Genomic DNA, 25,335 nt, shown 5'->3' with positions numbered 1-25,335 from the left:
AAATAGAAAGGAGTTTTTGTATGGAGAAGCATCGAATATTTATTGTCGAAGATGATGTTAAGATTGCGTCATTGCTCGCAGAAACGCTTAGAAAATATCAATACGAAGTTGAAACGATCAAAGAATTTGATCATCTCATTGAAGAATTTACAGCATTTAATCCACATATGGTGTTGCTTGATATAAATTTACCTTCATATGATGGCTACTATTGGTGTCGCCAACTACGTCAACATACAACTTGTCCCATTATTTTCATTTCCGCTCGTTCTGGGGAGATGGATCAAATTTTCGCGCTTGAAAATGGGGGCGACGATTTTATTACGAAGCCATTTAATTATGAGATTGTACTGGCTAAAATCCGTAGTCACTTGCGTCGTACATATGGTGAATATGCAGCAAGGCAAGAGGAACGGACAATTAAACAAGGACAGCTTGTTCTTCATTTAGAAAGAATGGAGCTTCATAAAAATGATTTGGAAATTCCTCTTCAGAAAAAAGAATGTATCATTTTAGAACTGTTAATGGGCAATGCCCCAAAAGTAGTGACGCGTGAGCAACTATTAGAAGAACTTTGGGACGATCAGGCATTTGTTGATGAAAATACATTGAACGTCAATATGACACGAGTACGTAAAAAGCTAGCGGATTATCATATTACGTCATCTATCGAAACGGTACGCGGGGCAGGATATCGTTTTATATTAAGTGCAGGTGAGTTATAGTGGGCTGGAAATTATTTTTGCGTGATTACGCATCGTTCATCGTATTCCAGTTCTGTTTAGTCGGCTTCATCATGGTCTTATATTGGCTGGATGGCTTTCGAAATGTCGATACGGCTATTTATTCTTTCTGTATTAGTTTAGTGTTGTTAGCCTCATTTTTACTGATCCGCTATTTAATGCGCCAACGTTATTTGTTGAAAATATCGCAACTTCCTAAAACCATGGAGGATGTGTTACAAAAAAACGCTAAATCACCTGAGGCGATACAGGTAGAGAAATATATGCATGAACTATATCGACTGTACCAGCATGAGCTCCAATCGTTATATGCTGGCCACAAACGACATGATCAGTTTATTAATCAATGGGTACATCAGATGAAAACGCCAATCTCTGTTATTGAACTGTTATTACAAGATGAGCGTCCTCTCGATAAAAAGAATGTGCAGGAGGAAATTGATCGCCTGCGCAGAGGCTTGGATATGGTACTTGTAAATGCTCGGTTAGAAAATTTTGAAGAGGATATGCAAGTAGAACAGGTTGCTTTAAAGACGATTGTAACTGCAACTGTTAATGAAAATAAACGTTTATTTATTACAAAGCGAGTTTTCCCAGAAATTCATATTGAGGATGACATAATCGTAGCGAGTGATTCAAAATGGCTTCGTTTTATTATCGGCCAATTTGTAACCAATGCAGTTAAATATACATTTGAAGCAAATAAAAAAATAGTGATTTCGGCCATTAAAAAGGATGACTGCGTACAGTTAGCCATTTGTGATGAAGGTATTGGTATTCCAACTTCCGATCTTTCTCGCGTCACTAAAGCCTTTTTTACTGGTGAGAATGGACGTAAAACCGGGGAATCTACAGGGATGGGCTTATATTTAGCTAAAGAAATCTGTGAAAAACTCGGTCATGAATTAATCATTACATCAGAGGTAGGAAAAGGAACAATTGTTACAGTGACATTTACGAATTAGGGGGAGCAGAGATGAAAGAAGTACGCTTTGGTAAGTGGGTATTAAATGTCAAAACTGATAAAACAGAGGCATTATATGAATCGCATAACGATGTTTGTCTATGTTTATCCTGCAAAAATTTCCGAAAAGCTAGTCTTTTGCTTAATGAAGAAGTCATGCATTTTTCAGATAAGCTAGGGCTAGACTTACATAAACCAACTTTACTGAACGCTTTTCCTGTAGAAGGTGAACAAGTGATGTATAGTGGGCATTATACGATTTATGGAGAAATAATCGAAGGTGAAATTGATGCCTGGGATGTAATTGTTGGGGATCATTGCTTAAGTCTAGTGGAGGAGGATGGCAATGAGTCCGCAATATCATTAACAGAGCCACATTTTCAAATTGGCTTTGAGGTAGTATTGCAATGGCTTTTACCAGAATCTATGGAATTAATGAAGAAATAAGGTGAATAAAGTATGCCTATTTTACAAATAAAAGACGTGACGAAGGTATATGAAGGTAAAGTAACTCATCGTGCGCTAAATCAGCTAAGCTTTGATGTGGAGGAAGGTGAGTTTTTAGCAGTCATGGGTCCATCGGGAAGTGGAAAAACAACATTATTAAATATCATTTCTACGATTGATGAACCAACCAGTGGAGAAATTATTGTAGATGGCATGAATCCTCATATGCTGAATGCAACAGAGCTTGCCTACTTTAGAAGAAGACAACTTGGTTTCGTTTTTCAGGATTTTAATCTTTTGCATATGCTGACAGTGGAAGAGAATATTGTGCTGCCACTAACATTAGATCAACAGCCATTAGAAGTAATAGAGGAGCGTCTTGCAAGCATTGTGGAAAAGCTGGATTTAAACTCTTTCTTGCATAAACGTCCAAATGAAATATCAGGTGGACAGGCACAGAGAACAGCTATTGGTCGAGCACTTATTCATAACCCAAGTCTCATTTTAGCAGATGAGCCGACCGGCAATTTGGATTCCAATTCTTCGCGTGATGTACTTGAACTTTTAACAAAAGTCAATCAAGATAAACAAACGACGATCGTCATGGTAACACATGATCCAATCGCAGCTAGCTACTGTGATCGCGTGTTATTTATTAAAGATGGGGAATTTTTCAATGAAATTTACAAAGATGATCGCCGTCAAATGTTTTTCCAGCGAATATTAAATGTTTTGAGCTTACTAGGAGGAGGACAAGTAGGTGACCTTTCGACAATTCGCTTACCGTAATGTCGTACGGAACAGCCGCATATATGGTGCCTTTTTCATGGCTAGCTTTTTTTCTGTGGCAGTGTTTTTTATCTATTCAATGCTCATGTTTCATCCGGATATTGAACGAGGAATTTTAGGAGAGGTATCGTTAATTGGGATGGTCGGTGCAGAAGTCGTGCTCGTCCTTTTTACACTATTCTTTTTATATTATTCGATGAGTGCCTTTTTAGAGGCTAGATCCCATGAGTTTGCTATTTTATTACATCTAGGAATGGAAAGACGCCAGATGAATAAGCTTGTCTTTTTGGAGACAATGATTATTGGTTCTGCCTCTATTATTGTTGGAATAATATTTGGTTTCTCGTTCTCGAAATTCTTTTTCATGATTGTCCGAGAAATTTTACATTTAGATAAATTGCCTTTGTATGTATCGTGGCAGCCATTTTTACTAACAATAGGTGTCTTTACAAGTGCTTTTGTAGTGATTTCCTTTATCAGTGTGTATTTTACACGTGAAAGAAAATTACGCGACCTTATTAAAGAAAGTGCTTATTTAAATAGTGATTCAACCTATTCGAAAATACGTGCAGTATATGGGATTGCTCTTATTTTATCAACATATGTGCTAGCATTTGTTGTGTCGAATACATCATTAATTGGTTTAACACTATTAATCCCGTTTTCAGCAGCCTTTGGAACATATTATTTTTTTAGTGATACAGTACCTTGCTTTTTAGATAAAGCTCGAGGCAAACGTGAATACCATTGGCAACGCTATCGTCTCCTTTCGTTAGCTGAGCAAACACATATTATGAAGGATAATGTGAAAATGTTTTTTGTTGTAACGATGGTGTCCACAATGGCATTTTTATCTGTCGGTGTTTTAGCAACGATGTCTTCTTATACGACACAGTATGATCGCTTAAATCCTCTAGGGCTTGTCTATAAGGGAGATGTCGACAACCCGTACGAACGAAATCATATTAACTCTTTACGAATTCAATTAGAGGAGAAAGGTCTGTCCTACCATTTATCTCGCTTTGTTGTTGTAAAGCAAACTTCTTCTTTTACTAATAATGAGGTTGAAGTCTTTAGAGAATCTGATATGAATGTATTGCTGTCGTCCTTTAGTTATCCATTACTTGACTTGTCTTCAGGACAGGCAGTGTTTATACCCTATTCAGAAGAATCCTTGAAAAAATTAAAAAATAAAGTTGTGCATACTGTGTTAGAAGAAAACGCGATCCCGTTAACTATTGATAGTGTATATCCAAAAATAGTATTCCCAGGCTCTATTGTTAGCGTCAATTCAATCGTGATAAGCGACGAGGATTTTGCAAGGCTCATCAAACCGATTGCCGATCAAGATGTTTTGCAGCCAACCTATCACTTATTTACTTTCTATATTCCTCAGTGGATAGAATCGAAAGATATCGGCCAAGACATAGACGAGTTAACAGCATCTCAATTTATTGAAAAGAAGGGTAAATTTAGCCCGTATTACTTTGAAAATGCAGGATTAAATTATTCTTATATACTAGCTACCTATTCATTATTTACATTAGTAGGTGTCTTGGTAGCATCTGTATTTTTATTAGCAGCAGGTAGCTTTGTTTACTTTAAATTGCATGCCTCTCTTGAAAGAGAAAAGCGTAAATTCGATGTCTTAAAGCGAATGGGCTTAACAGATACAGAGCTCAAAAAGCTTGTGAATCGCCATTTATTCCCACAATTTTTCTTGCCTTGGGGTGTTGCAATGATGCATAGTGCCTTTGCTTTTATTATGGTTCAAGGCATCTTAAAGGATATTGCTAATATTTCGATTGTAAAAGAAGTTTTCTTTGCTTTTGGCTTTTTTGTTTTAATACAAGTAATTTATTTTTATTTGATTCGTTGGCGATACATCTCGCATATTCGTTCATGACAAAAGTGCGTGAAAGAGAAAAAAATGAGTTATTTGACGTAATTTTTGACATGAAATAAAAAGTTTCATTGTCTTTTAGATATATTTCTTATATAATATTACTGAATAACGATTCATTTTATACGATAAGGGGATGGTGTAATTGAATTTAGTTTCATGTGTTCGTCAACAAGCAGTAGAGCAGCCGGATAAAATTGCGTTTCATTTTATGGGGAAAGATACGACATACGGTGAGTTTGAACACTCTGTTGGTCGCTTTGCTAAGGGGTTACAACAATTAGGGATTGAAAAAGGGGACCATGTGGCGTTTTTACTCGGCAATACACCACATTATTTAATTGCGTTATATGCAACAATGCGTATAGGGGCAACCGCAATTCCGATTAATCCAATTTATACACCGGATGAAATTTCATATATTTTGCATAATGGTGATGTAAAAGCTGTTATTGCTCTTGATGCACTTCTTCCGTTAGTAGAAATGGGTGTACAAGCTTTTCCACAAGTAAAAACATTTGTTGTTTGTGAAACAACAGCAGATGTTGCTGAAAAAGTAGCTACTTTATCTGAAGAGACACAGGCAAAAACGCATTTGTTTTCACAAGTTATAGCCAGTGCATCGGGCACTTGCCAACCAATAGATGTAGCTGACGATGATAATGCAATTATTTTATATACTTCAGGTACAACAGGTACTCCAAAGGGCGCAATGCTGACTCATGAAAATGTCTATTCAAATGCTCGAGATGTGGCACATTATTTAGGCTATAGAGCAACTGATCGTATTATTGCTACATTACCAGTTTTCCATGTATTTGCGTTAACTGTTGTCGTCAATGCACCTTTATTGAGTGGAGCAACAGTTTTACTTGTACCACGTTTTAGTCCAGCTGAAGTCTTTAATTTAACAAAGGAACAAAAAGCGACAGTCTTTGCAGGTGTACCAACTATGTATAACTTCTTGTATCAATTACCAGAAGGCAACCCTGAAGATTTCTCAACAATACGCCTAGCGATCTCAGGTGGCGCGTCTTTACCTGTAGCACTATTACATAATTTCGAGAAGAAATTTAATGTGCGTGTTTCGGAAGGCTATGGCTTATCAGAAGCTTCACCGGTGACGTGCTTTAACCCATTGGATCGTGATCGTAAAGCAGGTTCTATTGGGACAAACATTTCCAATGTTGAAAATAAGGTAGTGGATGCGAATGGCCAAGAAGTGCCTGTTGGCGAAGTAGGGGAACTAATTGTTCGAGGACCTAATGTTATGAAGGGCTATTATAAATTGCCTGAAGAAACAGCGATGGCTATACGTGATGGCTGGTTATATACAGGGGATTTAGCTAAAGTTGACGAAGAAGGATACTTCTACATCGTTGACCGTAAGAAAGATATGATTATTGTAGGCGGATTTAATGTATATCCAAGAGAGGTTGAAGAAGTACTCTTTGCTCATAATAATATCGTAGAAGCGGCAGTTTTAGGCTTCCCAGACCCTAATTTAGGAGAGGCAGTTCATGCATATGTTGTCTTGAAAGATGCAGATGCAACTTCAACAGACGACCTTTTTGCATACTGTGCAAAACATATGGTGAAATATAAGGTTCCTAAAGTAATTGAAATTATGGATGAATTACCGAAAAACACGACAGGAAAAATTTTGCGTCGTTCATTAAAAGATAATAAAGTAGGGGCGAGGACGTAACTACTCAAAACCTGAAAAAGCGCGAGAAATCAATTTTAGAAACGTTGATTTCTCGCGCTTTTCTGTGGAGAGCGTCGAGTAGCCTGCCACTCCAATCAGGATAATGTAAAGATTTTATAAATTTTATGTATCACAAAAGTGAACGCCGTTCGGCAAAATAAGGGGTTGATTTCCGTTCCGGCTGGGCGCTTTGTTGTTGCTGTCGTTGCACTTTCGCACAGATAAAACAATGTTGCTGTCGTTACACTTTCGCACAGACAAAACCCAGTTGCTGACGCTACGTTAGCACTACGCTTTCGCACAGAAGACATCCGCTTGGCTCCAGGATCTCGGGCCAACACGATGTTGGTCACGTTGCGTCACGGTTATAAGTCTTTTCCGTTCGATTATGGTGATTAGCCCTAGCTCTTTTTTATTGCATAATTTAACTATTTGAAAAGGTATGGTCTCTAAATTAAATAAGTTGAGTGTAGAAGTCTGTAAGTGATAAAATCAAACTTGTGAAAACTACATACTTTTTAAAGGCTTGTCATATAGTGAGGGAGTAACATCTCAGACTGTAAACATAAATGGAACCCTTAGGTGTTTAGCTACGTCAAAGCTTTTAGAAAATTTAATTGAAAGAGAGTATACAAAAAAATGATAGAACTCATCAAGGAATTAATTAGTTTTATTATGCATATCGATGTGCATTTAGAGGAAATCATTCGTGATTTTGGTAATTGGAGTTATCTAATTTTATTTGCAATTGTTTTTGTTGAAACAGGTGTCGTAATTTTCCCGTTCCTACCAGGTGATTCATTGCTTTTTGCAAGTGGTACGTTTGCAGCAGCAATGGGTGCATTTGATATGTGGATTCTAATCCCAGTATTTTTAGCAGCAGCAATTTTGGGAGATACGATGAACTATCATATTGGTCATAAAGTAGGAACATCCATTCCACCAAAGAGCTTCCTTGGTAGAGTCGTAAAAAAAGAACGTATGGAGGCTGCAGAAAGATTCTTTAATACACATGGTGGTAAAACAATTGTTATCGCGCGTTTTATGCCATTCATCCGCACATTCATACCGTTTATTGCCGGAGCAAGTAAAATGAAGTATAGCTACTTCATAATGTATAACGTTGTAGGTGCAGTGCTATGGGTATTTAGCTGTACATTCCTAGGTTATTTCTTTGGTAATATTCCGATTATTAAAGAAAACTTCTCAACGGTTCTTATTTTAATTATCTTTATTTCAGTTGTACCAGCAGTTATTGGTGCTATTAAATCAAAAGCAAGTGGGAAATAACAAAAGGACAGTCCAAATGTGATAAAAAATCACTTAGGACTGTCTTTATTTTTGTAAGCCCGTAATCAAATAACGCATATAAATAGCCAGGCACCTCCGGTACGATTGATATGTATCAAAATTAGAGGAGGTGCTTCTTTATGTCAACTACCAAACTAACAATTGTCCCTGTGACACTAGATCCGATCACTGACAACTCTTCATCAACAACTTCACCACAAAACTCTCCTGAGCCGAGCTGCATCATTAAAACAACTAGTGCTGAAATTTCCTTCTTTAATGGCGTAGATGAGCACATCATCCAAACGATCCTGAAGGAGTTGAATAATCAATGAAGCAAGATTTTACGAGCGTGCAGAACATCTACATTATTTGCGGTAAGACCGATATGCGTAAAGGTATCGACGGTCTCGCAGCACTCATTCAGGATTCTTTTAAACTCGATCCATATAGTGATTCCATCTTCTTATTTTCTGGAACGAGTAAAGACCGTTATAAATGTTTGTATTTTGATGGAGATGGCTTCGCCATACTTTATAAACGATTAGATAATGGCAAACTGCAATGGCCAAAAGATGAAAAGGAAGTACGTAACCTTTCACAAAAGGAACTTCGCTGGCTTTTAGAAGGTTTATCGCTTCAGCAACCAAAAGCGATTATGAAATCTGCAAAAGGTGTCTTTTAAATCTTTTCACCAAAGTGGTATAATCATCCATGACTTATACTGAACGAAATGTGGTGAATACAGTGGGTAACGTATCTTCTGACCAAAATGAACGATTCATTCAATTACTTGAGCAACAATTGGCTCATTCAAATCAGCAAAATAATGAACTGACAAAGAAGTTGGATCAATCATTGAAACAAATCGAAGTGCTAACAGAACAAGTTCGCCAATTAACCAAGGCTTTATACGGTTCAAAATCGGAAAAATCAAAGTATCAAGCACCAGACGGACAAGCTTCTTTATTCGATGACGATGCGTCTTTTAACGAATCTGAGCACACAGAAGAACAAAGCACAGCGACGATTACTTACACTGTTAACCGTAAACTACATAAGAAAAAACGGAATGATTCTTTTCATGAAGGGATTGAAATAGAAGAAATTCATCATCACCCCACCAATACACAATGCGACTGTTGCCTTGGCCAAATGACCGAAGCCGGTACAACTATTGCGCGTGAAGAAGCAAAATTCATTCCGGCAAAAATGATGCGCATCCAGCATATTGAACATGCCTACGAGTGCAAGCACTGTAAAATGGATGCCACACAAAAAGCACAAATGAAACGTGGGAAAGCCCCACAAGCTGCCATTCAGCGAAGCATTGCGGGGCCTACCGTTCTAGCAAAACTCATCTATAATAAGTTCGTCCAATACTTACCTCTTTACCGTCAGGTAAAGGAGTGGGAACGATATGGCCTGCTTACGAATGATAAGAACTTATCAAACTGGGTGATCCGTGTAGCTGAAGATTGGCTTCTACCGGTTTATGAACAGATGAAGCAGATATTAACAGCAAAATCTGTTCTACATGTGGATGAAACCTATGCGCAAATAATCAATCGTTCAGACGGAAAATCCGGTCAATCGAACGCCTATAATTGGGTGTCCCAAAGTGTGCCAAGTCAAGGGCCGATCATCGTTCTTTTCCAAAGCGCTTTATCGAGAAGCCGTTCTGTATTAGCAGACTTTATAGCTGGTTTTCAAGGAACTGTGATTTGTGATGGTTATTCTGCATACGGGAATCTACCTGATGTCACGTTCGCCAACTGTTGGGCGCATGTGCGACGCTATTGGCTGAAAGCTGATAGCAAAAACGGGCAAATTGGCGTGGATTACTGTGATCAACTGTTTCACCTAGAACGTCAATTCAAGCATCTTTCACCAGGTAAACGCCGAAAATCACGGCAAAAACATTCAAAGCCGATTGTAGAGAAGTTTCTAAAATGGGTAGACGAATCGCCTTTCTTTGGGAAAAATGCGCTCGCAAAAGCTGCAGAATACACATTAAATCGTGTACACGGATTAAAGGCTTTTCTATTCGATGGTCGAATTGAAATCGATAATAATCCGGCTGAAAATGCGATTCGTCCAAATGTGATTGGTCGTAAGAACTGGCTTTTCTCTGTTAGTGAAGCAGGCGCTAAAGCGAATGCCATCTGTTTAAGTTTGGCTGAAACGGCAAAAGCAAACGGCATCGATTTCTATCAATACCTAGTGACGTTAATGACAGAATTGCCAAATTTACCGATTCATCAGCAGCCAGAGATTTTAAATAATTACATGCCTTGGTCGAAAAAAATCCAAGCCACATGTGCAAAATAGCCATCTATCCGAAAAAATTCAGGGTAGATGGCCATTAGTCGTGCGTACCGAGAAGGTGCGCTTATTTTTTTTATATTTCGGGCTTACTTATTTTTTAGCTCATCATCAAAAATTAAGGATGATATTTGTTGAAATATATGCCATGTATAAGTTAAGCGGTAAAGTTGGGCAACTCTAGGAAGCTGACAGCCGGAACGGATATCAACCACACGTTATGGTGATGAGCCATTGTCCTGTATAGGGTGTTAGTTATTGTAAGGAGACTTTTAGACAATTCCTTGAATGATAAGCAGACAGGAATGAAAAATGTTATAATATTGATTACTAGAAAATGGAGGGCGACGAAATGGAAGTATTTATCGGAAGACAGCCTATTTTTAACCTTCATGAACAAATCGTTGCGTATGAATTATTATATCGTAGCAAAAACGTGAATACTTTTCCGAAGGTAGATCCAGATGCTGCAACAATTGACGTACTAGTAAACTCATTTCTTTCAATTGGTATTGAAGAGGTAACAAAAGGTAAGCCTAGTTTTGTTAACTTTACAGAAAACTTGCTGATGAGTCAGATAGATGAATACTTGAATCCATCACAAGTTGTTATTGAGATTTTAGAGGACGTCCCTCTTACACCTCAGTTAGTAGAGAGAGTCATTGAATTGAAATCATATGGGTTTACTATTGCATTAGATGATTTTATTTTGAATGATGAAGTACAAGTTTATGATGAGTTATTTGCTTATATTGATTATATAAAAGTTGATTTTTTATTGTCACCATTACTGGAGCGAATGGAAATTGAAAATAAAGTGAAAGAAAATTTCCCTCACATAAAATTGCTCGCTGAAAAGGTCGAGACACGTAATCAATTTGAAGTTGCAAAGCATTCTGGCTATGAATTATTTCAAGGCTATTTTTTTGAGCAGCCCGAAATAATTACAGCAACCGATATACCAGCTAATACTATTCAATATTTATATATTCTTACCCTATTAAAAGAAGAGGAACCTAATGTTCAGTTATTAGCTGAAAATATTGAGCGTGATATTTCATTGACGTATAAATTACTGCAAATGATTAATAATTCAGAGAAGCGCTCTAAATCCAAGGTTCGTTCGATCAAACAAGCGATTGTATTACTTGGAGTATCAAATTTACGAAAGTGGATTTATTTATTGGCGATGCGAGAAATTGATATGAATGCTGATAATGATATTTTTAAAGAAGTCATGCGTACATCGTTATTTAGAGCAAAAGTATGTGAGAAATTAGCTAAGCTTTCCTATAAGAAGAACTTTTCTGAATATTTTTTAATTGGGATGTTTTCATTAATAGATACTTTATTGCAAAGACCGATGAATGTTATTTTGCAACAGTTACCTTTTTCAGAAGCTATATCAGAAACGATTTTAGGTAATCCAACTGAAATGACACCTTATCTTGAATTTAGTATTGCGTTAGATAAATTAGATTGGTCAAGCTTAGAAGTATTAGCTCCTCAACTCAATTTTGATTTAACAAACATTGATCTTTTATACCAAGAAGCAATGGAATGGGCAGAAAAATCTTTCTAATTGGACCAAAAAATCTGTTCTTGATTAAAAAGTATAAATCTATATGGAGCTTTGAGAGGTTCAGTCCAATACTCGTGAAAAAAGCACCCTGTTGAAACAAAATATAAAGTCAAGTACATATTTTGGTGAAGAGCCAAAAAATAGAAATAAGTTACCTTAAAACTCTCTTTAAAGGTAGCTTATTTTTTTGTTTTTATAAGAGGAATAATTATTTCATCTTTCCTTCATCAAAATGAAGTTCTCAATGTGAAAGCTATTTGCTATAATCATCTCGTCTTAAAAAATTCTGAAAGTTGAAGTGGACGTGGGGAAATGAATCATGCACAGAGTGCAAGAGATAGCATTATGGAATATGTATACGTCGTTGTTGGAGCGGCAGTCATTGCTATTGGCTTCAATGTATTTTTACTGCCAAATCAAATAGCCTCAGGCGGTGTAAGTGGGATTAGTACAATTTTACACGGTTTATTTGGCTGGAATCCTGGTTATGTACAGTATGCATTTAATATTCCATTATTTATAGCAGGTGTATTATTACTTGGAAAAAAGTTTGGGATAAAATCATTTATTGGAACAGTGACATTACCGTTAATTGTATTACTAACACATAGTTGGGAACCTTGGACCGATAATCCTTTACTTGGTGCGTTGTTTGGGGGAATTGTTGTCGGTTTAGGAATAGGACTTGTCTTTAAAGGGAATGCTTCTACAGGTGGCACTGATTTACTAGCGCAAATTATTACAAAGTTTACCGGAATTACTCTTGGTACAAGTGTACTATTGATTGATGGAATGATCGCGATTAGTGCAGCAATTGTTTTTGACTTAGAGAAAGGTTTGTATGCACTTATTGGACTTTATGTCACTACTAAAACAATCGATATTATTCAGCTCGGCTTTAGTCAATCCAAAATGGTTTATATTATTACGATGAAACAAGATGAGATACGTGATGCTATTTATGCCGAGATTAATCGTGGCGTGACAAAGTTACCCGCAATTGGAGGGTATACAGGGGAAGCACGACCAGTACTGATGGTTGTTGTTTACCAAACAGAGTTCACAAAGCTGAAACAACTCATTAAAAGCGTTGACCCATCAGCGTTTGTTATTGTTTCCGATGCTTATGAGGTATTAGGCAAAGGTTTCAAACGTGCATAATTTTGGTATAATGTCGAGGAAAGATATTTTTTAACTAATGAGGAGGGGTACTAATGAAAAAGGCAATGTTAACATTAGTGTTCGGATCAGCAATCTTCCTAGCTGCTTGTGGTGGTGGAGATAAAACTGCAACTAAAGATGAAGGGAAAACTGCCGCTCCAGACGGTGAAACAATTGCTATGAAATCTTGTATTTCTTGCCACGGTGGCGAACTACAAGGTCAAGGTAATGCACCTGCACTTAAAGATGTAGGCTCTCGTTTATCAGAAAAAGAAATTTTAAATGTTATTGAAAATGGTAAAAATGGTATGCCTCCAAATGTTGTTAAAGGTGAGGATGCAGAAGCAGTTGCCAAATGGTTAGCTACTCAAAAATAAAACATAAAAAACTAGCGGATTTGGAGAACCGCTAGTTTTTTATGTTTTGTGGTGTAATTTTCAGCTAACAGACAAGAGAGTAAATACATTTCTTTTATTCCTAGACATGCTAAAATAAAGTGATACTGCAATCAGTGAAGCTGATTGCTAGTTGAACCAATCGGGCTAGTTAATCGCCAGATGAATGGGGGCTACTAATATTGGTCGTAGTATTAACAAGAGACGTAATGGAGAAATTTAAGTTAGAGCTATTAGCTGGTGAGGAAGGAATAGGAAGAACGATTGTCACGAGTGATATTTCAAGACCAGGACTTGAAATGGCCGGGTATTTTACACATTATCCTGCGAATCGAGTACAATTGCTTGGGAAAACAGAACTTTCATTTTTTGAAATGTTACCTGCAGATGTGAAATTGGAGCGTATGCGTTTACTGTGTTCGCAGGATACGCCAGCTATAATTATTTCTCGTGATTTAGAGATACCTGAGGAGCTTTTACAGGCTTCTAATGAAAAGCACGTACCTGTATTTAAAACACATATGACAACAACAAAGTTTTCAAGTAGGCTGACTAACTATTTAGAAGGTTGTTTAGCACCAATGACTGCTGCTCATGGAGTTTTAGTCGATGTCTATGGCATTGGTGTACTGATAATCGGGAAAAGTGGTGTAGGGAAAAGTGAAACAGCACTTGAACTTGTAAAGAAAGGGCACCGATTAGTAGCTGATGATTGCGTGGAAATTCGTCAGGAATCAGAGAATTTCTTAATCGGAAGTCCACCACCTCTTTTAGAACACTTACTTGAAATTAGAGGTATTGGCATAATTGATATTATGACGCTGTTTGGAGCAAGCGCAGTGCGACCTTACAAACGTATTACGTTAATCATCGAACTGGAAATTTGGGATCCAGAAAAGGTATATGATCGTTTAGGTCTAGAGGAAGAGAAAATGAAAATCATCGATACGGAATTAACAAAGTTAACAATTCCTGTAAGACCTGGGCGCAATGTATCTGTTATTATTGAAGTAGCTGCCATGAATTACCGTTTGAAAAAAATGGGCGTTAATGCAGCGGAGGAGTTTTCTAGACGTTTAGATGAGGTTATTACTTCAACAGATGAATTAGATGATTAATGGTTTATTAATAAGATACAATGACCTAGTAATAGAAGAATGTTGAGAGGAGCATAAGATGGACTTATTACTATTACAAATTGATCCGATTGCTTTCAATTTAGGACCTATCCCTGTTCATTGGTATGGGTTGCTAATCGTATCGGGTATTATTTTAGCTTATTTTGTAGGACAAAGAGAAGCTATGAAGCGGGGATTACCGGAGGAGTTTCTGGCGGATTTATTACTATGGGCTGTTCCTATATCCATAGTTTGCGCACGCATTTACTATGTAACGATGCGTTGGGATTATTATGGTCAGAACCCAGAGAAAATTATTGAGATTTGGAATGGTGGTATTGCGATCCACGGAGCTCTTATTGGGGCATTTATAACAGCTTACATATTCACTCGTAAAAGAAATATAAGCTTTTTAAAAGTAGCGGATATTGCGGCACCAAGTATTTTGATTGGCCAAATAATTGGCCGATGGGGAAATTTTATGAACCAAGAGGCTTATGGTGGTCCGGTGTCACGTGAATTTTTAGAAAATCTGAGGCTGCCTGATTGGATTATTAATCAAATGTATGTTGAAGAATTAGGAACATATGTACATCCTACGTTCTTATATGAATCCGTATGGAATTTCATTGGGCTAATCATTTTACTAGTATTACGCAAAGTAAATTTAAATCGTGGGGAAATATTCTTTGGCTATATCATTTGGTATTCATTCGGTCGATTCTATATAGAAGGTATGCGTACAGATAGCCTATATTTAGTAGGAGATTTACGCTCGGCTCAGGTTGTTTCAATAATTGGTATTGTAGTGGGTCTTGTGGCGATTATTTACCGACGTATAACAGTAAAACCTGCAGTGAAGTATTTAGATGATTAATAAGGGGTGCAAGGACATGGCTGTAAAGGCATTACTTTTTGACTTTGATGGTACATTACTCAATACAAATGATTTAATCATTAAAACATTTATGCATGTTTTAAACGAGCGATTTCCCGGGCAATATTCGCCAAAAGATTGCCTAAAATTCCTTGGGCCGTCCTTGAAACAGACAATGAGTGACATTGCTCCTGGTGAAGAGGATGAAATGATTGCTAAATATCGCGAATATAATGAATTACATCATGATGAGCTTGTCACTCAATATCCTGATGTTGTATCAACTTTAGAGCAATTAAAGGCTATGGGTATCAAGTTAGCGATTGTGTCTACAAAGCGTAATGGGATGATTGACCGTGGACTTAAGGTGCTCGGTGCAAGTCATTTATTTGATATCCGTATTGGTACGGATGATGTGAAAAATGTAAAGCCTGATCCAGAACCAGTTTTGCTTGCCCTTGAACGCCTTGGTGTAAAAAAGGAAGAAGCCATTATGATTGGTGACAATTCTCATGATATTGAGGCAGGACACAATGCTGGAATTAGAGCAGCTGGTGTCGCATGGGCTTTTAAAGGTGAGGAATACTTACAGCAGTTCAAGCCGGAATATATGTTGCATCATATGACGGATTTATTTGAAATTGTGAAAGAGGGTTAGTAAATGGCACGTAAAACAGAACGCTACCGTGTCGAAGGAGCAAACTCGCTTTGGAATATTTATGATACGGTGTCCTTTTGGAAGGTGATGAAGTGTTTTATTGTCATTCAAATTGGACGCTTCACACCATTTTTACGTGTGAAAAACTGGTTGTATCGAACTTTTTTAAAGATGGAGATTGGTGAAAAAACTTCATTAGCTTTAATGGTGATGCCAGATACAATGTTTCCAGAACGAATTCACATCGGTGACAATACCGTTATAGGCTTCAGTACAACTATTTTGGCGCATGAGTATTTAATAGAGGAGTATCGTCTGGGGGATGTTTATATTGGCAATGAAGTAATGGTTGGTGCCAATTCAACGATACTACCAGGTGTTACGATAGGTGACGGTGCGATTGTCTCGGCTGCAACCCTTGTCCATAAGGATGTGCCAGCTGGCTGTCTTGCAGGCGGTAACCCTATGCAAATTATTTATACAGCTGAACAAATGGCGGAGCGCAAACGCAATGAAGTAGTACAATGGTGCACGCCAAAAAAATAATAAGATCTACACTGTGCATGCTTTACTGTGCACAGTGTTTTTTTGTGTTGAAAATACTATTGTAACAAGGGGGGATTTCCGTTCCGACTGGGCGCTTTGTTGCCGCTGACGCTTCGCTGTCGCACAGATAAAACATTGTCGCTGACGCTTTGCTTTCGCGCAGATAAAACATTGTCGCTGACGCTTTGCTTTCGCGCAGATAAAACATTGTCGCTGACGCTTTGCTTTCGCGCAGATAAAACATTGTCGCTGACGCTTTGCTTTCGCGCAGATAAAACATTGTTGCTGACGCTTCGCTTTCGCACAGATAAAACATTGTTGCTGACGCTTTGCTTTCGCACAGATAAAACATTGTTGCTGACGCTTTGCTTTCGCGCAGATAAAACATTGTTGCTGACGCTTTGCTTTCGCGCAGATAAAACATTGTCGCAGACGCTTTGCTTTCGCGCAGATAAAACATTGTTACTGACGCTTCGCTTTCGCGCAGATAAAACATTGTTACTGACGCTTCGCTTTCGCGCAGATAAAACATTGTTGCTGACGCTTCGCTTTCGCACAGAGCAAAGCTTCCTGGGGGCGTCCGATGAGCCGCTTCGCTGTGCTCCAGGGTCTCGGGGCAACAAATGTTTTCTGTGCGAAAGCGTAGTGCAAACGCAGCGTCAGGATGTTGGTCTATCGCTAATCCCCAAGGAGTCGCCCAGTCTCCACTCCAATCAACCACTACTTAGCATGTATTTTTTTAGATGTCACTCTAATTTATAGTGATAAAACAACACGTTAGCAACAATGGGTTGTCTGTGCGAAAGCGGATTGACAACAACAATAGTTTTATAGTGAAAACATAGTAGCAGTACCAATAGAACAATCGCGTCACTGTTGTAAGTCTAATGATGAGTAGTCATAGTGTTCACTTTTGAAATGTATAAAATTTATAAAAGTTCTACGCTATCATTGATTGGAGTGGAAGGCTACTCGACTCCCGTGGGAAAGTGAGACAGGCGAGACCCTGCACGGAGCGGATGTTTTCTGTGCGAAAGCGTGAGTGCTAACGTAGCGGCAGCAAAACTAGCGGAGGAAGCGGCTCGACGCTCACCCACAGGAAAGCGAGTAGCCTGGAACGGAAATCACCTCATTTAAAATGCCACAACATTCACAAAGATTTCCTAGGCCATTTTTGTTTACGATTTTAAAGTTTAACTAATTTAAGAAGGAAAAAGCTTACTGTGTTGAATAAAGTTTCAATTTATTTGTTTTCGAGTATAATTAACAGAATAATCAGTAATGAAATTATTCGATAATTCATAGAGAGTTGCATTGACGGAAAGGGAGAAATAAGTTAGAATTCTTTCATAATCTAATTCTCTAACACTCTAGTGAATTAAAGTGAAACGTGAGGAAGTGTCAAAATGTCGTCGATTAAAATGTTTGAGAAACCACTTGGAATGCGCGATACATTTCCGCAAATATACGAAAAGATAGAGGCTGTAAGAAATACGGGACGAGACTTTTTATGCAGCAGGGGCTATGAATTTATTAAGACACCTGCAGTAGAGTATTTTGATACAGTCGGTAAAGCATCAGCAATAGCCGATGCGCATTTATTTAAATTAGTAGATAGCCAAGGAAACACGTTAGTACTACGACCTGATATGACTACACCGATTGCTCGTGTAGCAACATCAAAATTATTAAAAGAGATGATTCCATTACGCCTTGCTTATTTTGCTAGCGTTTTTCGTGCACAAGAGGCAGAAGGTGGGCGTCCAGCAGAATTTGATCAGATGGGGATCGAGTTAATTGGAGATAATTCTGTGTTTGCTGATGCTGAGGTTATTGTGGCGGCAATGGAGCTATTACAGCAATTTGGATTAGCACAATTTAAAGTTACTATCGGCCATGCAGGGATATTAAATTGTATTTTACAAGACTATACAGAGAGCATTGAACAACAAAATATACTTCGAACACTTCTAGTACAACGCAATTATGTAGGGTTTGAAGAAGCAGTGGAATCATTTGATTTACCTAAAACAAAATCAGATGCATTACTACAATTTATTGAAGAAGCTATGAATTTAAAAGAAATCCAAGATATTGAAAAATATGTGCGGAAAAATGACGCATTAGAATATATGCAACAGCTCGCTAAACTACTTGAAATTGCAGGTTTAGGGGATTATGTAGTCTTTGATTTTACACTTTCTAGTCATATGAGTTATTACACAGGAATGCTATTTGAAGTGTTTGCAACAGGCAGTGGTTTTCCATTAGGTAATGGCGGACGTTATGACGGATTGCTTGAGGTGTTTGGCTCAAAAGTAGGTGCTACAGGATTTAGTATTCGCGTTGATCGCCTACTAGAAACGCTGGATGAGCAATCTGATAAACGACAAGCGGCGACAGTAGTGCTATTTGAGGAACAACAATTTGAAGCGGCTCTTGCACAAGTACAGACGCTTCGAGCTGCTGGAAAACAGGCTACCTTACAGTTAAGAAATAGCCTAGTTGATGAAGAAGCTTTTTTAGCACAATTTAAAGAAGTAGTTGTTGTGGGACAGGAGGACGTTGGCAGTGAATGAATTAACGATTGCTATGCCGAAGGGGCGCATTTTCGATGAGGCATACCAAATGCTGTTAGAAGCTGGCTTTAATTTACCAGAGGAAGTCGAAATGTCCCGTAAATTAATGCTTGAAATTCCAGAAGAGAAAATTCGTTTTATATTAGCAAAGCCGATGGATGTTCCTGTTTATGTAGAGCACGGTGTAGCGGATATTGGTATTGCTGGAAAAGATGTTTTGTTAGAACAGCAACGACAAGTACATGAATTACTGGATTTAAAAATAAGTACATGTTATATCGCATCGGCAGGTTTACCTAACACTACGATGAATGAAATTGCCCCAAGAATAGCGACTAAATATCCTAATATCGCGATGAAATATTATAAGGGCATTGGGGAGCAAGTTGAAATTATTGAGCTAAATGGATCGATTGAATTGGCACCAATGATTGGCTTAGCAGATCGCATTGTCGATATTGTTTCAACAGGACGGACGCTGAAGGAAAATGGTTTAGTGGAGTATGAATTTATTACGGATGTGTCTTCGAGGTTAATTGCTAATCCAGTAAGCTATCGTATGAAGGGGGACCGCATTATTGACCTTGTGAAACGTTTAAAGAAATGTGTGAAATAAATCATGCTCACAGTCATCGATAATAGATAATTACATGTATACCTAGAATTAAAGGAGATTAATCCTATGAAGATAACAAGGCTAGCAAAAGGTATTTCCTTAAAACGACCACTTGAAGGTGGTAATGAAGAACAGTTAAAGGTTGTACGTCAAGTATTAGCAGATGTTCGTGCACAAGGTGACACAGCCATACGTTTTTATACAGAAAAATGGGATGGTTTTGCACCTGATCATTTACGGGTAACGAAGGATGAAATAGAAGAGGCCGCAAATTCTCTTGATCAACAGCTTTATGCTGATTTAACAGAAGCTGCACAAAATATTCGCTTTTATCATGAGCAGCAGAAGCGTTCAGGTTATCGCTTAGAGTTAGAAGATGGGTCGTGGCTTGGGCAACGAATTACTGCTCTCGATGCTGTAGGACTTTATGTTCCTGGCGGTACAGCAGCGTATCCATCGTCAGTTTTGATGAACGTTATTCCTGCACAAGTTGCTGGTGTCAAACGCATTGTTATTACGTCTCCAGCAGGTCGCGATGGAAAATTACCTCCAGGTGTACTTGCTGCGGCGCATATTTTAGGGGTAGAGGAAATATATAAAATCGGTGGAGCTCAGGCGATTGCAGCTCTTGCTTATGGTACAGAAACGATTTCTCCTGTTGATAAAATTACAGGTCCAGGAAATATTTTTGTAGCATTAGCAAAACGTGAGGTATTTGGTGAGGTAGCGATTGATATGATTGCAGGTCCAAGTGAAATTGCCGTGTTAGCAGACGACACAGCATTTGCTGATGAAATTGCAGCTGATCTTTTATCACAGGCTGAGCATGATAAATTGGCTTGTGCCATATTGGTGACGACTTCTGAGCAGTTGGCTAAAAAAGTGGCTGAAGAAGTAGAGAAGCAGCTAATCACCTTACCGCGTGAAGAGGTAGCGCGTGCATCTATTGAAAACTTTGGTGCCATTTATGTGGCTGAAACGTTGGCAGATGCCGTAGATGCAATTAATTCGCTAGCCCCTGAGCATTTAGAAGTTGTGACAAAAAATGCTGAGGCTGTAGCGGAACAAGTACGACATGCAGGTGGTATTTTCATCGGCCGTTATAGCTCTGAACCAGTTGGTGATTACTTTGCGGGGACAAATCATGTGCTACCAACGAATAGCACTGCACGCTTTGCAAGTGGATTAAACGTCGATGATTTTGTGAAAAAATCGAGCGTCGTCTTTTATAGTGAAAAAACTTGGGCAGAAAATGCACCGAAAATTGCACGTCTAGCACGTATGGAAGGCTTAGAGGGCCATGCTCGTGCAGTCGAATCACGTGGATGGGAAAAGGAGTAGCACAATGACTGAAAAGAAACGATATGCAAAAGTTGAACGTACAACAAATGAAACGCAAATTTCAGTAGCTATCGAGTTAGATGGTGAAGGAAAGGCGGATATTAAAACGGGTGTTGGCTTTATGGATCACATGCTAGACCTATTCATTAAACATGGTCTTTTTAATGGGACGATACAAGCAAATGGTGATACATATATAGACGATCATCATACAACAGAAGACCTTGGAATTGTATTAGGTCAAGCGATTCGTGAAGCACTCGGTGATAAAAAAGGAATCAAGCGCTACGGTACAGCATTTGTGCCAATGGATGATGCACTTGCACAAGTAGTTGTAGATTGCTCAAATCGTCCGCATTTAGAATATCGTGTACCACAGTTAAAGGAGAAAGTTGGTAACTTCGATACTGAATTAGTACATGAATTTTTGTGGAAGTTTGCGCTTGAGGCTAGGATGAATGTTCATGTCATTGTACCTTATGGACATAATACACATCATATCATTGAAGCTATTTTTAAGGCGTTAGCACGTGCTATTGACGCAGCAGTAGAAATTGATCCGCGTGTTAAAGGTGTACCGTCGACTAAGGGGCTGTTAACGTGAAAATAGGTGTTATTGATTATGGAATGGGGAATTTATTTAGTGTTGAGCAGGCATTAAAACGACTTGGTTGTGAGGTTGTTGTCACGGCTGACGAAAAAATGCTAGACGAAACAGATACATTGTTGCTTCCTGGTGTTGGGGCATTTCCAGATGCCATCAAACGTTTAACTGAAACGAATTTAGATCGATATTTGCACAAGGTGAAAGCTGAAAATCGACCACTTCTCGGAATTTGTTTAGGCATGCAACTATTATTTGAGCAAAGTGAAGAGGTGTCACCGACGAAAGGTCTGGGCTTTTTTAAAGGATGCATTAAACGATTTAGTGGTGACAATGCTGGACAGGCGTATCGCGTACCACATATGGGTTGGAATGAGCTCGTAATGACAAAGCGTCCTTCATGGTTAAAAGGTGAAGTATCGGCAAAGCATGTGTATTTTGTTCACTCATTTTATGCAGCAAATCTAGATGAAACAGAGCTTGTTGCTTATGCGGATTATCATGGTATTAAGGTTCCAGGTATAGTTGTAAATGGTTCTATTACTGGAATGCAGTTTCATCCCGAAAAATCAGGTGAACTAGGAGTATATTTATTAGAGCAATGGTTGAAGGGGGTGGCTTCATGTTAACGAAGCGCATTATTCCATGTCTTGATGTGAAAGAGGGGCGAGTTGTAAAAGGTGTACAGTTTGTGTCATTACGTGATGCAGGTGATCCAGTAGAGCTGGCCAAGTTTTACGATGAGCAAGGGGCAGATGAGCTTGTGTTTCTTGATATTTCGGCATCACATGAAGGACGTGAAACAATGGTTGATGTAGTGCGGCAAACTGCGGCGACATTAGCAATTCCATTTACAGTAGGTGGTGGAATTCGTACATTAGACGATATGAAACGCATTTTACGTGCAGGTGCCGATAAAGTATCAGTGAATACTTCTGCTTTAGAGCGACCAGAGCTTATAAAAGAAGGTTCTGATTTTTTTGGCGCACAGTGTATTGTTGTAGCTATTGACGCGCGCTATAGTGAGGAAGACGGCACATGGATGGTTTATACGCATGGTGGCCGGAACAAGACAAATTGGCAGGCAACTGAATGGGCTAAGGAAGCGGTTCGTTTAGGTGCTGGGGAAATATTATTAACGAGTATGAATCAGGACGGTGAAAAATCAGGTTTTGATTTAGCATTAACAAAAGCCGTGAGAGAGGCTGTGACAGTTCCTGTTATCGCAAGTGGCGGTGCAGGGAATGCCGAACATTTTTACGAGGTATTGGCTGAAGAAATCGATGCAGATGCAGCACTTGCCGCATCCATCTTCCATTATAAAGAAACGAGCGTAGCGCAAGTAAAAGAATACTTACGTGAAAAAGGAGTGGCAGTAAGATGATTGACAGCATTAAATTTGATGATAAGGGTCTTGTCACTGCGGTTGTACAAGATGCGAATACAAAAGAAGTTTTAACTGTAGCGTATATGAATAAAGAATCATTGGAGAAAACACTTGAATCGGGAGAAACATGGTTCTTCTCACGTTCACGTCAAGAGCTTTGGCATAAAGGAGCAACAAGTGGTCATACACAAAAAGTTGTGTCGATCAAAGCGGACTGTGACGGTGACGCATTAGTCGTAGAAGTAATTCCTGCTGGTCCGGCTTGCCATAACGGAACAACTTCTTGTTTTACAGAGATTATTCAGCAAAATGCCAAGGTCGGATCTGTTGAGATTATTTCTAAACTTGTAAATGTCATTGAAAAGCGTGAGCAAGAAATGCCTGAAGGCGCGTATACTACATATTTATTCGATAAAGGAATCGATAAAATTTGTAAAAAAGTCGGTGAAGAAGCAACAGAGGTTGTAATCGGTGCGAAAAATCGTGATGGAGAAGAGGTAAAATGGGAGGCTGCTGATTTAATTTACCATCTATTAGTGTTACTACAAGAGCAAAAAGTAAGTGTTTACGACGTGTTACAAGTGTTAGAAAAACGTCATGAAGAGAAATAACGGCATATCGCTTATTGTATGCTATAATAGAAGTTACTGTGTAAAGGAACGTGTGATACGTTCCTTATTTCTTGTTTCGGAGGAAATATTTTGGAAAAGAAACGTCAAAAAGAGAATCAAACGAATATAGTGTCGTTCATTCCAACAGGCGACTATTATTATAAAAAATCCGTTCAAGCAATGAATAGCGGACAAATGAATAAAGCGTATAAATATTTACAGCGAGCCGTTGATTTAAGTCCTGATGATCCAATGATTTTATTGCAATTAGCGATTATTGAGTTAGAAGGTCAACGTTTCGAAGAAGCGTATGATCTTCTTCGTCACGCTTATCAGCTGGATTCAGATAATCCAGAAATTATTTTTTACATGGCAGAGGTATCTGGATGCGTTGGCATTATACAAGATGCTAAACGCTTTGCAGAGCAATATTTACAAATAGAGCCAGAGGGTGCCTATGCAGTTGAAGCGGCAGAAATATTAGAGTTTGTTGCTTTTGAGCAAGATGATTTTGAGGAGCTTGAAGGTTCTGGTGAAGATTTATATCGTCAGGAACAGGCGAGACGCTGTATGGAAAAGGGAGACTTCCCTGAAGCTATTACTATTCTTGAAGACTTAATTGAAAATAGCCCAGATTTTTGGTCGGCCTATAATAACTTAGCTCTTGCCTATTTTTATGTAGGGGAATCAGAACAGGCGAAGGCTCTTCTAAACAAGGTATTACGTGAAAATAAGGGGAATTTACATGCACTTTGTAATTTAACTGTTATTGCGTATTATGAAAAAAATGAAGAGGATTTAAAAGATCTTTTAGAAGTACTTGTGAAAATTCAGCCATACACATGGGAACATCGTTACAAACTGGGTGCAACATTAGCGCTTGTTGGACAGTATGATTTAGCATTTAAATGGTTACGCAGCATGCAAAAACGAGGCTATGTTGGAGATGCTGGCTTTTACTTTTGGTTATCACACGCAGCGTATTTTTCTAAACATGAAGAAATTTCAAAGAGTGCATGGGAGCAGCTACTTGAGCTAGATCCAGATAAAGAAGGCTTTGAACCTTGGCGCCAAGAGGAAAATGTATATGCGCTTGATGCATTAGAACATGACCGAGACTACATTGTGGATAAACTAGAGAGCAATTATGTAAGTGAGCGTATTTTTGGGTTATTTTTACTTAGCTGTACAGCACATAAACAAGAAATTATTGCGCATCCAAAATGGATAGACGTTGAAAAATTCGATACGTTTGAAAAATTATTCTTGGCGTACTCTCTTGGCCATGAGTTTGATATGAAAAATAAAGTGGAGGCTAGCTTTTTACGCGCAGTAAGTGTGCCAGAAATTTTACTAGAACAGTATGGCAAACTGACGACACTTATCGCACCAATGTTCCAAATGTGGTTTGTGCTGTGTGAACAAGCACTGATTAATAATTATCGTTTTACCAATCCAGCAGCGATTGCAGGAGCAAATGATTATTTATTTCGTTCTTCCCGAATGCTCAAGGTTACAAAAAAAGAGATTGCTGAGCAATACGGGGTATCCGTGTCAACTTTATCGAAGTACATTGATGAAATTTTAAAATTTTTACCAGACACGCATAATTAGACTGTGAGCAACATAGTTGAATAACTTTTTACTTTCACATACGATGAAGTTATCATAAAAAAACATTTGTTTTAGGG

Annotated in this window: 27 protein-coding genes; 25 read left to right on the top strand and 2 right to left on the bottom strand. The window is 38.4% G+C overall.

What is annotated here, in order from left to right; translation table 11 throughout:
- Positions 1-20: 20 nt before the first annotated feature.
- The 6 genes from AB9L17_RS20920 to AB9L17_RS20895 all read left to right on the top strand — a co-directional run bounded on the left by AB9L17_RS20920 (position 21) and on the right by AB9L17_RS20895 (position 6,554).
- Positions 21-725: a response regulator transcription factor gene (locus AB9L17_RS20920; RefSeq protein ID WP_068985999.1), complete on the top strand. Its 705-nt coding sequence runs from the start codon at positions 21-23 to the stop codon at positions 723-725.
- The gene (locus AB9L17_RS20915; RefSeq protein WP_375199746.1) at positions 725-1,708 is read left to right on the top strand and encodes a sensor histidine kinase; all 984 of its coding nucleotides are present in this window, start codon (positions 725-727) and stop codon (positions 1,706-1,708) included. Before AB9L17_RS20920 ends, AB9L17_RS20915 begins: the two co-directional genes overlap by 1 nt.
- 11 nt (positions 1,709-1,719) lie before the next feature.
- A complete protein-coding gene (locus tag AB9L17_RS20910) occupies positions 1,720-2,154 on the top strand; it encodes a hypothetical protein (protein ID WP_375199745.1) in 435 nt (144 codons plus the stop codon).
- Positions 2,155-2,166: 12 nt separating this feature from the next.
- Positions 2,167-2,943, top strand: coding sequence for an ABC transporter ATP-binding protein (locus tag AB9L17_RS20905; RefSeq protein WP_068985996.1), 777 nt, complete (start codon positions 2,167-2,169; stop codon positions 2,941-2,943).
- Positions 2,915-4,849, top strand: a complete 1,935-nt coding sequence (locus AB9L17_RS20900; RefSeq protein ID WP_068985995.1) for an FtsX-like permease family protein — start codon at positions 2,915-2,917, stop codon at positions 4,847-4,849. The genes AB9L17_RS20905 and AB9L17_RS20900 overlap by 29 nt, the downstream gene beginning before the upstream one ends.
- A gap of 142 nt (positions 4,850-4,991) precedes the next feature.
- Positions 4,992-6,554 (top strand): fatty acid--CoA ligase family protein, encoded by a 1,563-nt coding sequence (locus AB9L17_RS20895; RefSeq protein ID WP_375199744.1) that lies wholly within the window; start codon positions 4,992-4,994, stop codon positions 6,552-6,554.
- Positions 6,555-6,649: 95 nt separating this feature from the next.
- On the opposite strand, the gene AB9L17_RS20890 is transcribed toward AB9L17_RS20895, so the two are convergent.
- Entirely contained in the window at positions 6,650-6,865 is a 216-nt protein-coding gene (locus tag AB9L17_RS20890) for a hypothetical protein (protein ID WP_375199743.1), read from the bottom strand.
- Between the two features lie 331 nt (positions 6,866-7,196).
- On the opposite strand from AB9L17_RS20890, the gene AB9L17_RS20885 reads away from it, so the two are divergent.
- The 11 genes from AB9L17_RS20885 (at position 7,197) to AB9L17_RS20835 (ending at position 16,506) form a co-directional block, all read left to right on the top strand.
- Positions 7,197-7,844: a VTT domain-containing protein gene (locus tag AB9L17_RS20885; RefSeq protein ID WP_223553937.1), complete on the top strand. Its 648-nt coding sequence runs from the start codon at positions 7,197-7,199 to the stop codon at positions 7,842-7,844.
- A 140-nt stretch (positions 7,845-7,984) separates the two neighbouring features.
- A complete protein-coding gene (locus AB9L17_RS20880; protein WP_068984461.1) occupies positions 7,985-8,179 on the top strand; it encodes a hypothetical protein in 195 nt (64 codons plus the stop codon).
- Positions 8,176-8,529: an IS66 family insertion sequence element accessory protein TnpB gene (tnpB, locus tag AB9L17_RS20875; RefSeq protein ID WP_068984462.1), complete on the top strand. Its 354-nt coding sequence runs from the start codon at positions 8,176-8,178 to the stop codon at positions 8,527-8,529. The genes AB9L17_RS20880 and tnpB overlap by 4 nt, the downstream gene beginning before the upstream one ends.
- 29 nt (positions 8,530-8,558) lie before the next feature.
- Entirely contained in the window at positions 8,559-10,175 is a 1,617-nt protein-coding gene (gene tnpC / locus AB9L17_RS20870) for an IS66 family transposase (RefSeq protein ID WP_068984463.1), read from the top strand.
- Between the two features lie 346 nt (positions 10,176-10,521).
- Complete coding sequence (locus AB9L17_RS20865) at positions 10,522-11,751, top strand: EAL and HDOD domain-containing protein (protein WP_068985988.1); 1,230 nt, start codon at positions 10,522-10,524, stop codon at positions 11,749-11,751.
- Positions 11,752-12,096: 345 nt separating this feature from the next.
- A complete protein-coding gene (locus tag AB9L17_RS20860) occupies positions 12,097-12,912 on the top strand; it encodes a YitT family protein (protein ID WP_254660198.1) in 816 nt (271 codons plus the stop codon).
- A gap of 53 nt (positions 12,913-12,965) precedes the next feature.
- Entirely contained in the window at positions 12,966-13,289 is a 324-nt protein-coding gene (gene cccB, locus AB9L17_RS20855) for a cytochrome c551 (RefSeq protein WP_068985986.1), read from the top strand.
- A 200-nt stretch (positions 13,290-13,489) separates the two neighbouring features.
- Positions 13,490-14,425, top strand: a complete 936-nt coding sequence (hprK, locus tag AB9L17_RS20850) for an HPr(Ser) kinase/phosphatase (RefSeq protein WP_068985985.1) — start codon at positions 13,490-13,492, stop codon at positions 14,423-14,425.
- Positions 14,426-14,483: 58 nt separating this feature from the next.
- Positions 14,484-15,302 carry a prolipoprotein diacylglyceryl transferase gene (gene lgt, locus AB9L17_RS20845; RefSeq protein WP_068985984.1) on the top strand — a complete coding sequence of 273 codons (819 nt, stop codon included), beginning with the start codon at positions 14,484-14,486 and terminating at the stop codon, positions 15,300-15,302.
- A gap of 16 nt (positions 15,303-15,318) precedes the next feature.
- Positions 15,319-15,960, top strand: a complete 642-nt coding sequence (gene ppaX, locus AB9L17_RS20840; protein WP_223553836.1) for a pyrophosphatase PpaX — start codon at positions 15,319-15,321, stop codon at positions 15,958-15,960.
- 3 nt (positions 15,961-15,963) lie between these two features.
- A complete protein-coding gene (locus AB9L17_RS20835; protein ID WP_068985982.1) occupies positions 15,964-16,506 on the top strand; it encodes an acyltransferase in 543 nt (180 codons plus the stop codon).
- Between the two features lie 22 nt (positions 16,507-16,528).
- Here AB9L17_RS20835 and AB9L17_RS20830 read toward each other — a convergent pair whose 3' ends face one another.
- Complete coding sequence (locus AB9L17_RS20830) at positions 16,529-17,227, bottom strand: hypothetical protein (RefSeq protein ID WP_375199742.1); 699 nt, start codon at positions 17,225-17,227, stop codon at positions 16,529-16,531.
- A gap of 685 nt (positions 17,228-17,912) precedes the next feature.
- Here AB9L17_RS20830 and AB9L17_RS20825 point away from each other — a divergent pair.
- The 8 genes from AB9L17_RS20825 (at position 17,913) to AB9L17_RS20790 (ending at position 25,258) form a co-directional block, all read left to right on the top strand.
- On the top strand, positions 17,913-19,085 hold the full coding sequence (locus tag AB9L17_RS20825) for an ATP phosphoribosyltransferase regulatory subunit (RefSeq protein ID WP_375199741.1): 1,173 nt from the start codon (positions 17,913-17,915) through the stop codon (positions 19,083-19,085).
- A complete protein-coding gene (hisG, locus tag AB9L17_RS20820) occupies positions 19,078-19,701 on the top strand; it encodes an ATP phosphoribosyltransferase (RefSeq protein ID WP_068985979.1) in 624 nt (207 codons plus the stop codon). The genes AB9L17_RS20825 and hisG overlap by 8 nt, the downstream gene beginning before the upstream one ends.
- A 66-nt stretch (positions 19,702-19,767) precedes the next feature.
- The gene (gene hisD, locus AB9L17_RS20815; RefSeq protein WP_223553842.1) at positions 19,768-21,042 is read left to right on the top strand and encodes a histidinol dehydrogenase; all 1,275 of its coding nucleotides are present in this window, start codon (positions 19,768-19,770) and stop codon (positions 21,040-21,042) included.
- 4 nt (positions 21,043-21,046) lie between these two features.
- Positions 21,047-21,646 (top strand): imidazoleglycerol-phosphate dehydratase HisB, encoded by a 600-nt coding sequence (hisB, locus tag AB9L17_RS20810; protein WP_068985977.1) that lies wholly within the window; start codon positions 21,047-21,049, stop codon positions 21,644-21,646.
- Positions 21,643-22,275 (top strand): imidazole glycerol phosphate synthase subunit HisH, encoded by a 633-nt coding sequence (hisH, locus tag AB9L17_RS20805; protein ID WP_375199740.1) that lies wholly within the window; start codon positions 21,643-21,645, stop codon positions 22,273-22,275. The genes hisB and hisH overlap by 4 nt, the downstream gene beginning before the upstream one ends.
- Entirely contained in the window at positions 22,269-23,030 is a 762-nt protein-coding gene (gene hisF, locus AB9L17_RS20800) for an imidazole glycerol phosphate synthase subunit HisF (protein ID WP_068985975.1), read from the top strand. The genes hisH and hisF overlap by 7 nt, the downstream gene beginning before the upstream one ends.
- Positions 23,027-23,644 carry a bifunctional phosphoribosyl-AMP cyclohydrolase/phosphoribosyl-ATP diphosphatase HisIE gene (hisIE, locus tag AB9L17_RS20795; RefSeq protein WP_223553846.1) on the top strand — a complete coding sequence of 206 codons (618 nt, stop codon included), beginning with the start codon at positions 23,027-23,029 and terminating at the stop codon, positions 23,642-23,644. The genes hisF and hisIE overlap by 4 nt, the downstream gene beginning before the upstream one ends.
- 90 nt (positions 23,645-23,734) lie before the next feature.
- Positions 23,735-25,258, top strand: coding sequence for a tetratricopeptide repeat protein (locus tag AB9L17_RS20790; protein WP_223553848.1), 1,524 nt, complete (start codon positions 23,735-23,737; stop codon positions 25,256-25,258).
- Positions 25,259-25,335 lie beyond the last annotated feature (77 nt).

Source organism: Lysinibacillus sp. RS11 (assembly GCF_042019215.1).
GTDB lineage: Bacteria > Bacillota > Bacilli > Bacillales_A > Planococcaceae > Lysinibacillus > Lysinibacillus xylanilyticus_A.
The sequence above is the reverse complement of the archived record's forward strand: the minus strand, read 5'-3'. Positions and strand labels throughout refer to the sequence as shown.

What these genes read in the sequence shown, in the direction of transcription:
- AB9L17_RS20920 (WP_068985999.1), top strand. Translation starts at nt 21, where the DNA reads ATGGAGAAGCATCGAATATTTATTGTCGAAGATGATGTTAAGATTGCG.
- AB9L17_RS20910 (WP_375199745.1), top strand. Translation starts at nt 1,720, where the DNA reads ATGAAAGAAGTACGCTTTGGTAAGTGGGTATTAAATGTCAAAACTGAT.
- AB9L17_RS20905 (WP_068985996.1), top strand. Translation starts at nt 2,167, where the DNA reads ATGCCTATTTTACAAATAAAAGACGTGACGAAGGTATATGAAGGTAAA.
- AB9L17_RS20890 (WP_375199743.1), bottom strand. Translation starts at nt 6,865, where the DNA reads ATGTCTTCTGTGCGAAAGCGTAGTGCTAACGTAGCGTCAGCAACTGGG.
- AB9L17_RS20880 (WP_068984461.1), top strand. Translation starts at nt 7,985, where the DNA reads ATGTCAACTACCAAACTAACAATTGTCCCTGTGACACTAGATCCGATC.
- tnpB (WP_068984462.1), top strand. Translation starts at nt 8,176, where the DNA reads ATGAAGCAAGATTTTACGAGCGTGCAGAACATCTACATTATTTGCGGT.
- tnpC (WP_068984463.1), top strand. Translation starts at nt 8,559, where the DNA reads ATGACTTATACTGAACGAAATGTGGTGAATACAGTGGGTAACGTATCT.
- AB9L17_RS20865 (WP_068985988.1), top strand. Translation starts at nt 10,522, where the DNA reads ATGGAAGTATTTATCGGAAGACAGCCTATTTTTAACCTTCATGAACAA.
- AB9L17_RS20860 (WP_254660198.1), top strand. Translation starts at nt 12,097, where the DNA reads ATGGAATATGTATACGTCGTTGTTGGAGCGGCAGTCATTGCTATTGGC.
- cccB (WP_068985986.1), top strand. Translation starts at nt 12,966, where the DNA reads ATGAAAAAGGCAATGTTAACATTAGTGTTCGGATCAGCAATCTTCCTA.
- lgt (WP_068985984.1), top strand. Translation starts at nt 14,484, where the DNA reads ATGGACTTATTACTATTACAAATTGATCCGATTGCTTTCAATTTAGGA.
- ppaX (WP_223553836.1), top strand. Translation starts at nt 15,319, where the DNA reads ATGGCTGTAAAGGCATTACTTTTTGACTTTGATGGTACATTACTCAAT.
- AB9L17_RS20835 (WP_068985982.1), top strand. Translation starts at nt 15,964, where the DNA reads ATGGCACGTAAAACAGAACGCTACCGTGTCGAAGGAGCAAACTCGCTT.
- AB9L17_RS20825 (WP_375199741.1), top strand. Translation starts at nt 17,913, where the DNA reads ATGTCGTCGATTAAAATGTTTGAGAAACCACTTGGAATGCGCGATACA.
- hisD (WP_223553842.1), top strand. Translation starts at nt 19,768, where the DNA reads ATGAAGATAACAAGGCTAGCAAAAGGTATTTCCTTAAAACGACCACTT.
- hisB (WP_068985977.1), top strand. Translation starts at nt 21,047, where the DNA reads ATGACTGAAAAGAAACGATATGCAAAAGTTGAACGTACAACAAATGAA.
- hisF (WP_068985975.1), top strand. Translation starts at nt 22,269, where the DNA reads ATGTTAACGAAGCGCATTATTCCATGTCTTGATGTGAAAGAGGGGCGA.
- hisIE (WP_223553846.1), top strand. Translation starts at nt 23,027, where the DNA reads ATGATTGACAGCATTAAATTTGATGATAAGGGTCTTGTCACTGCGGTT.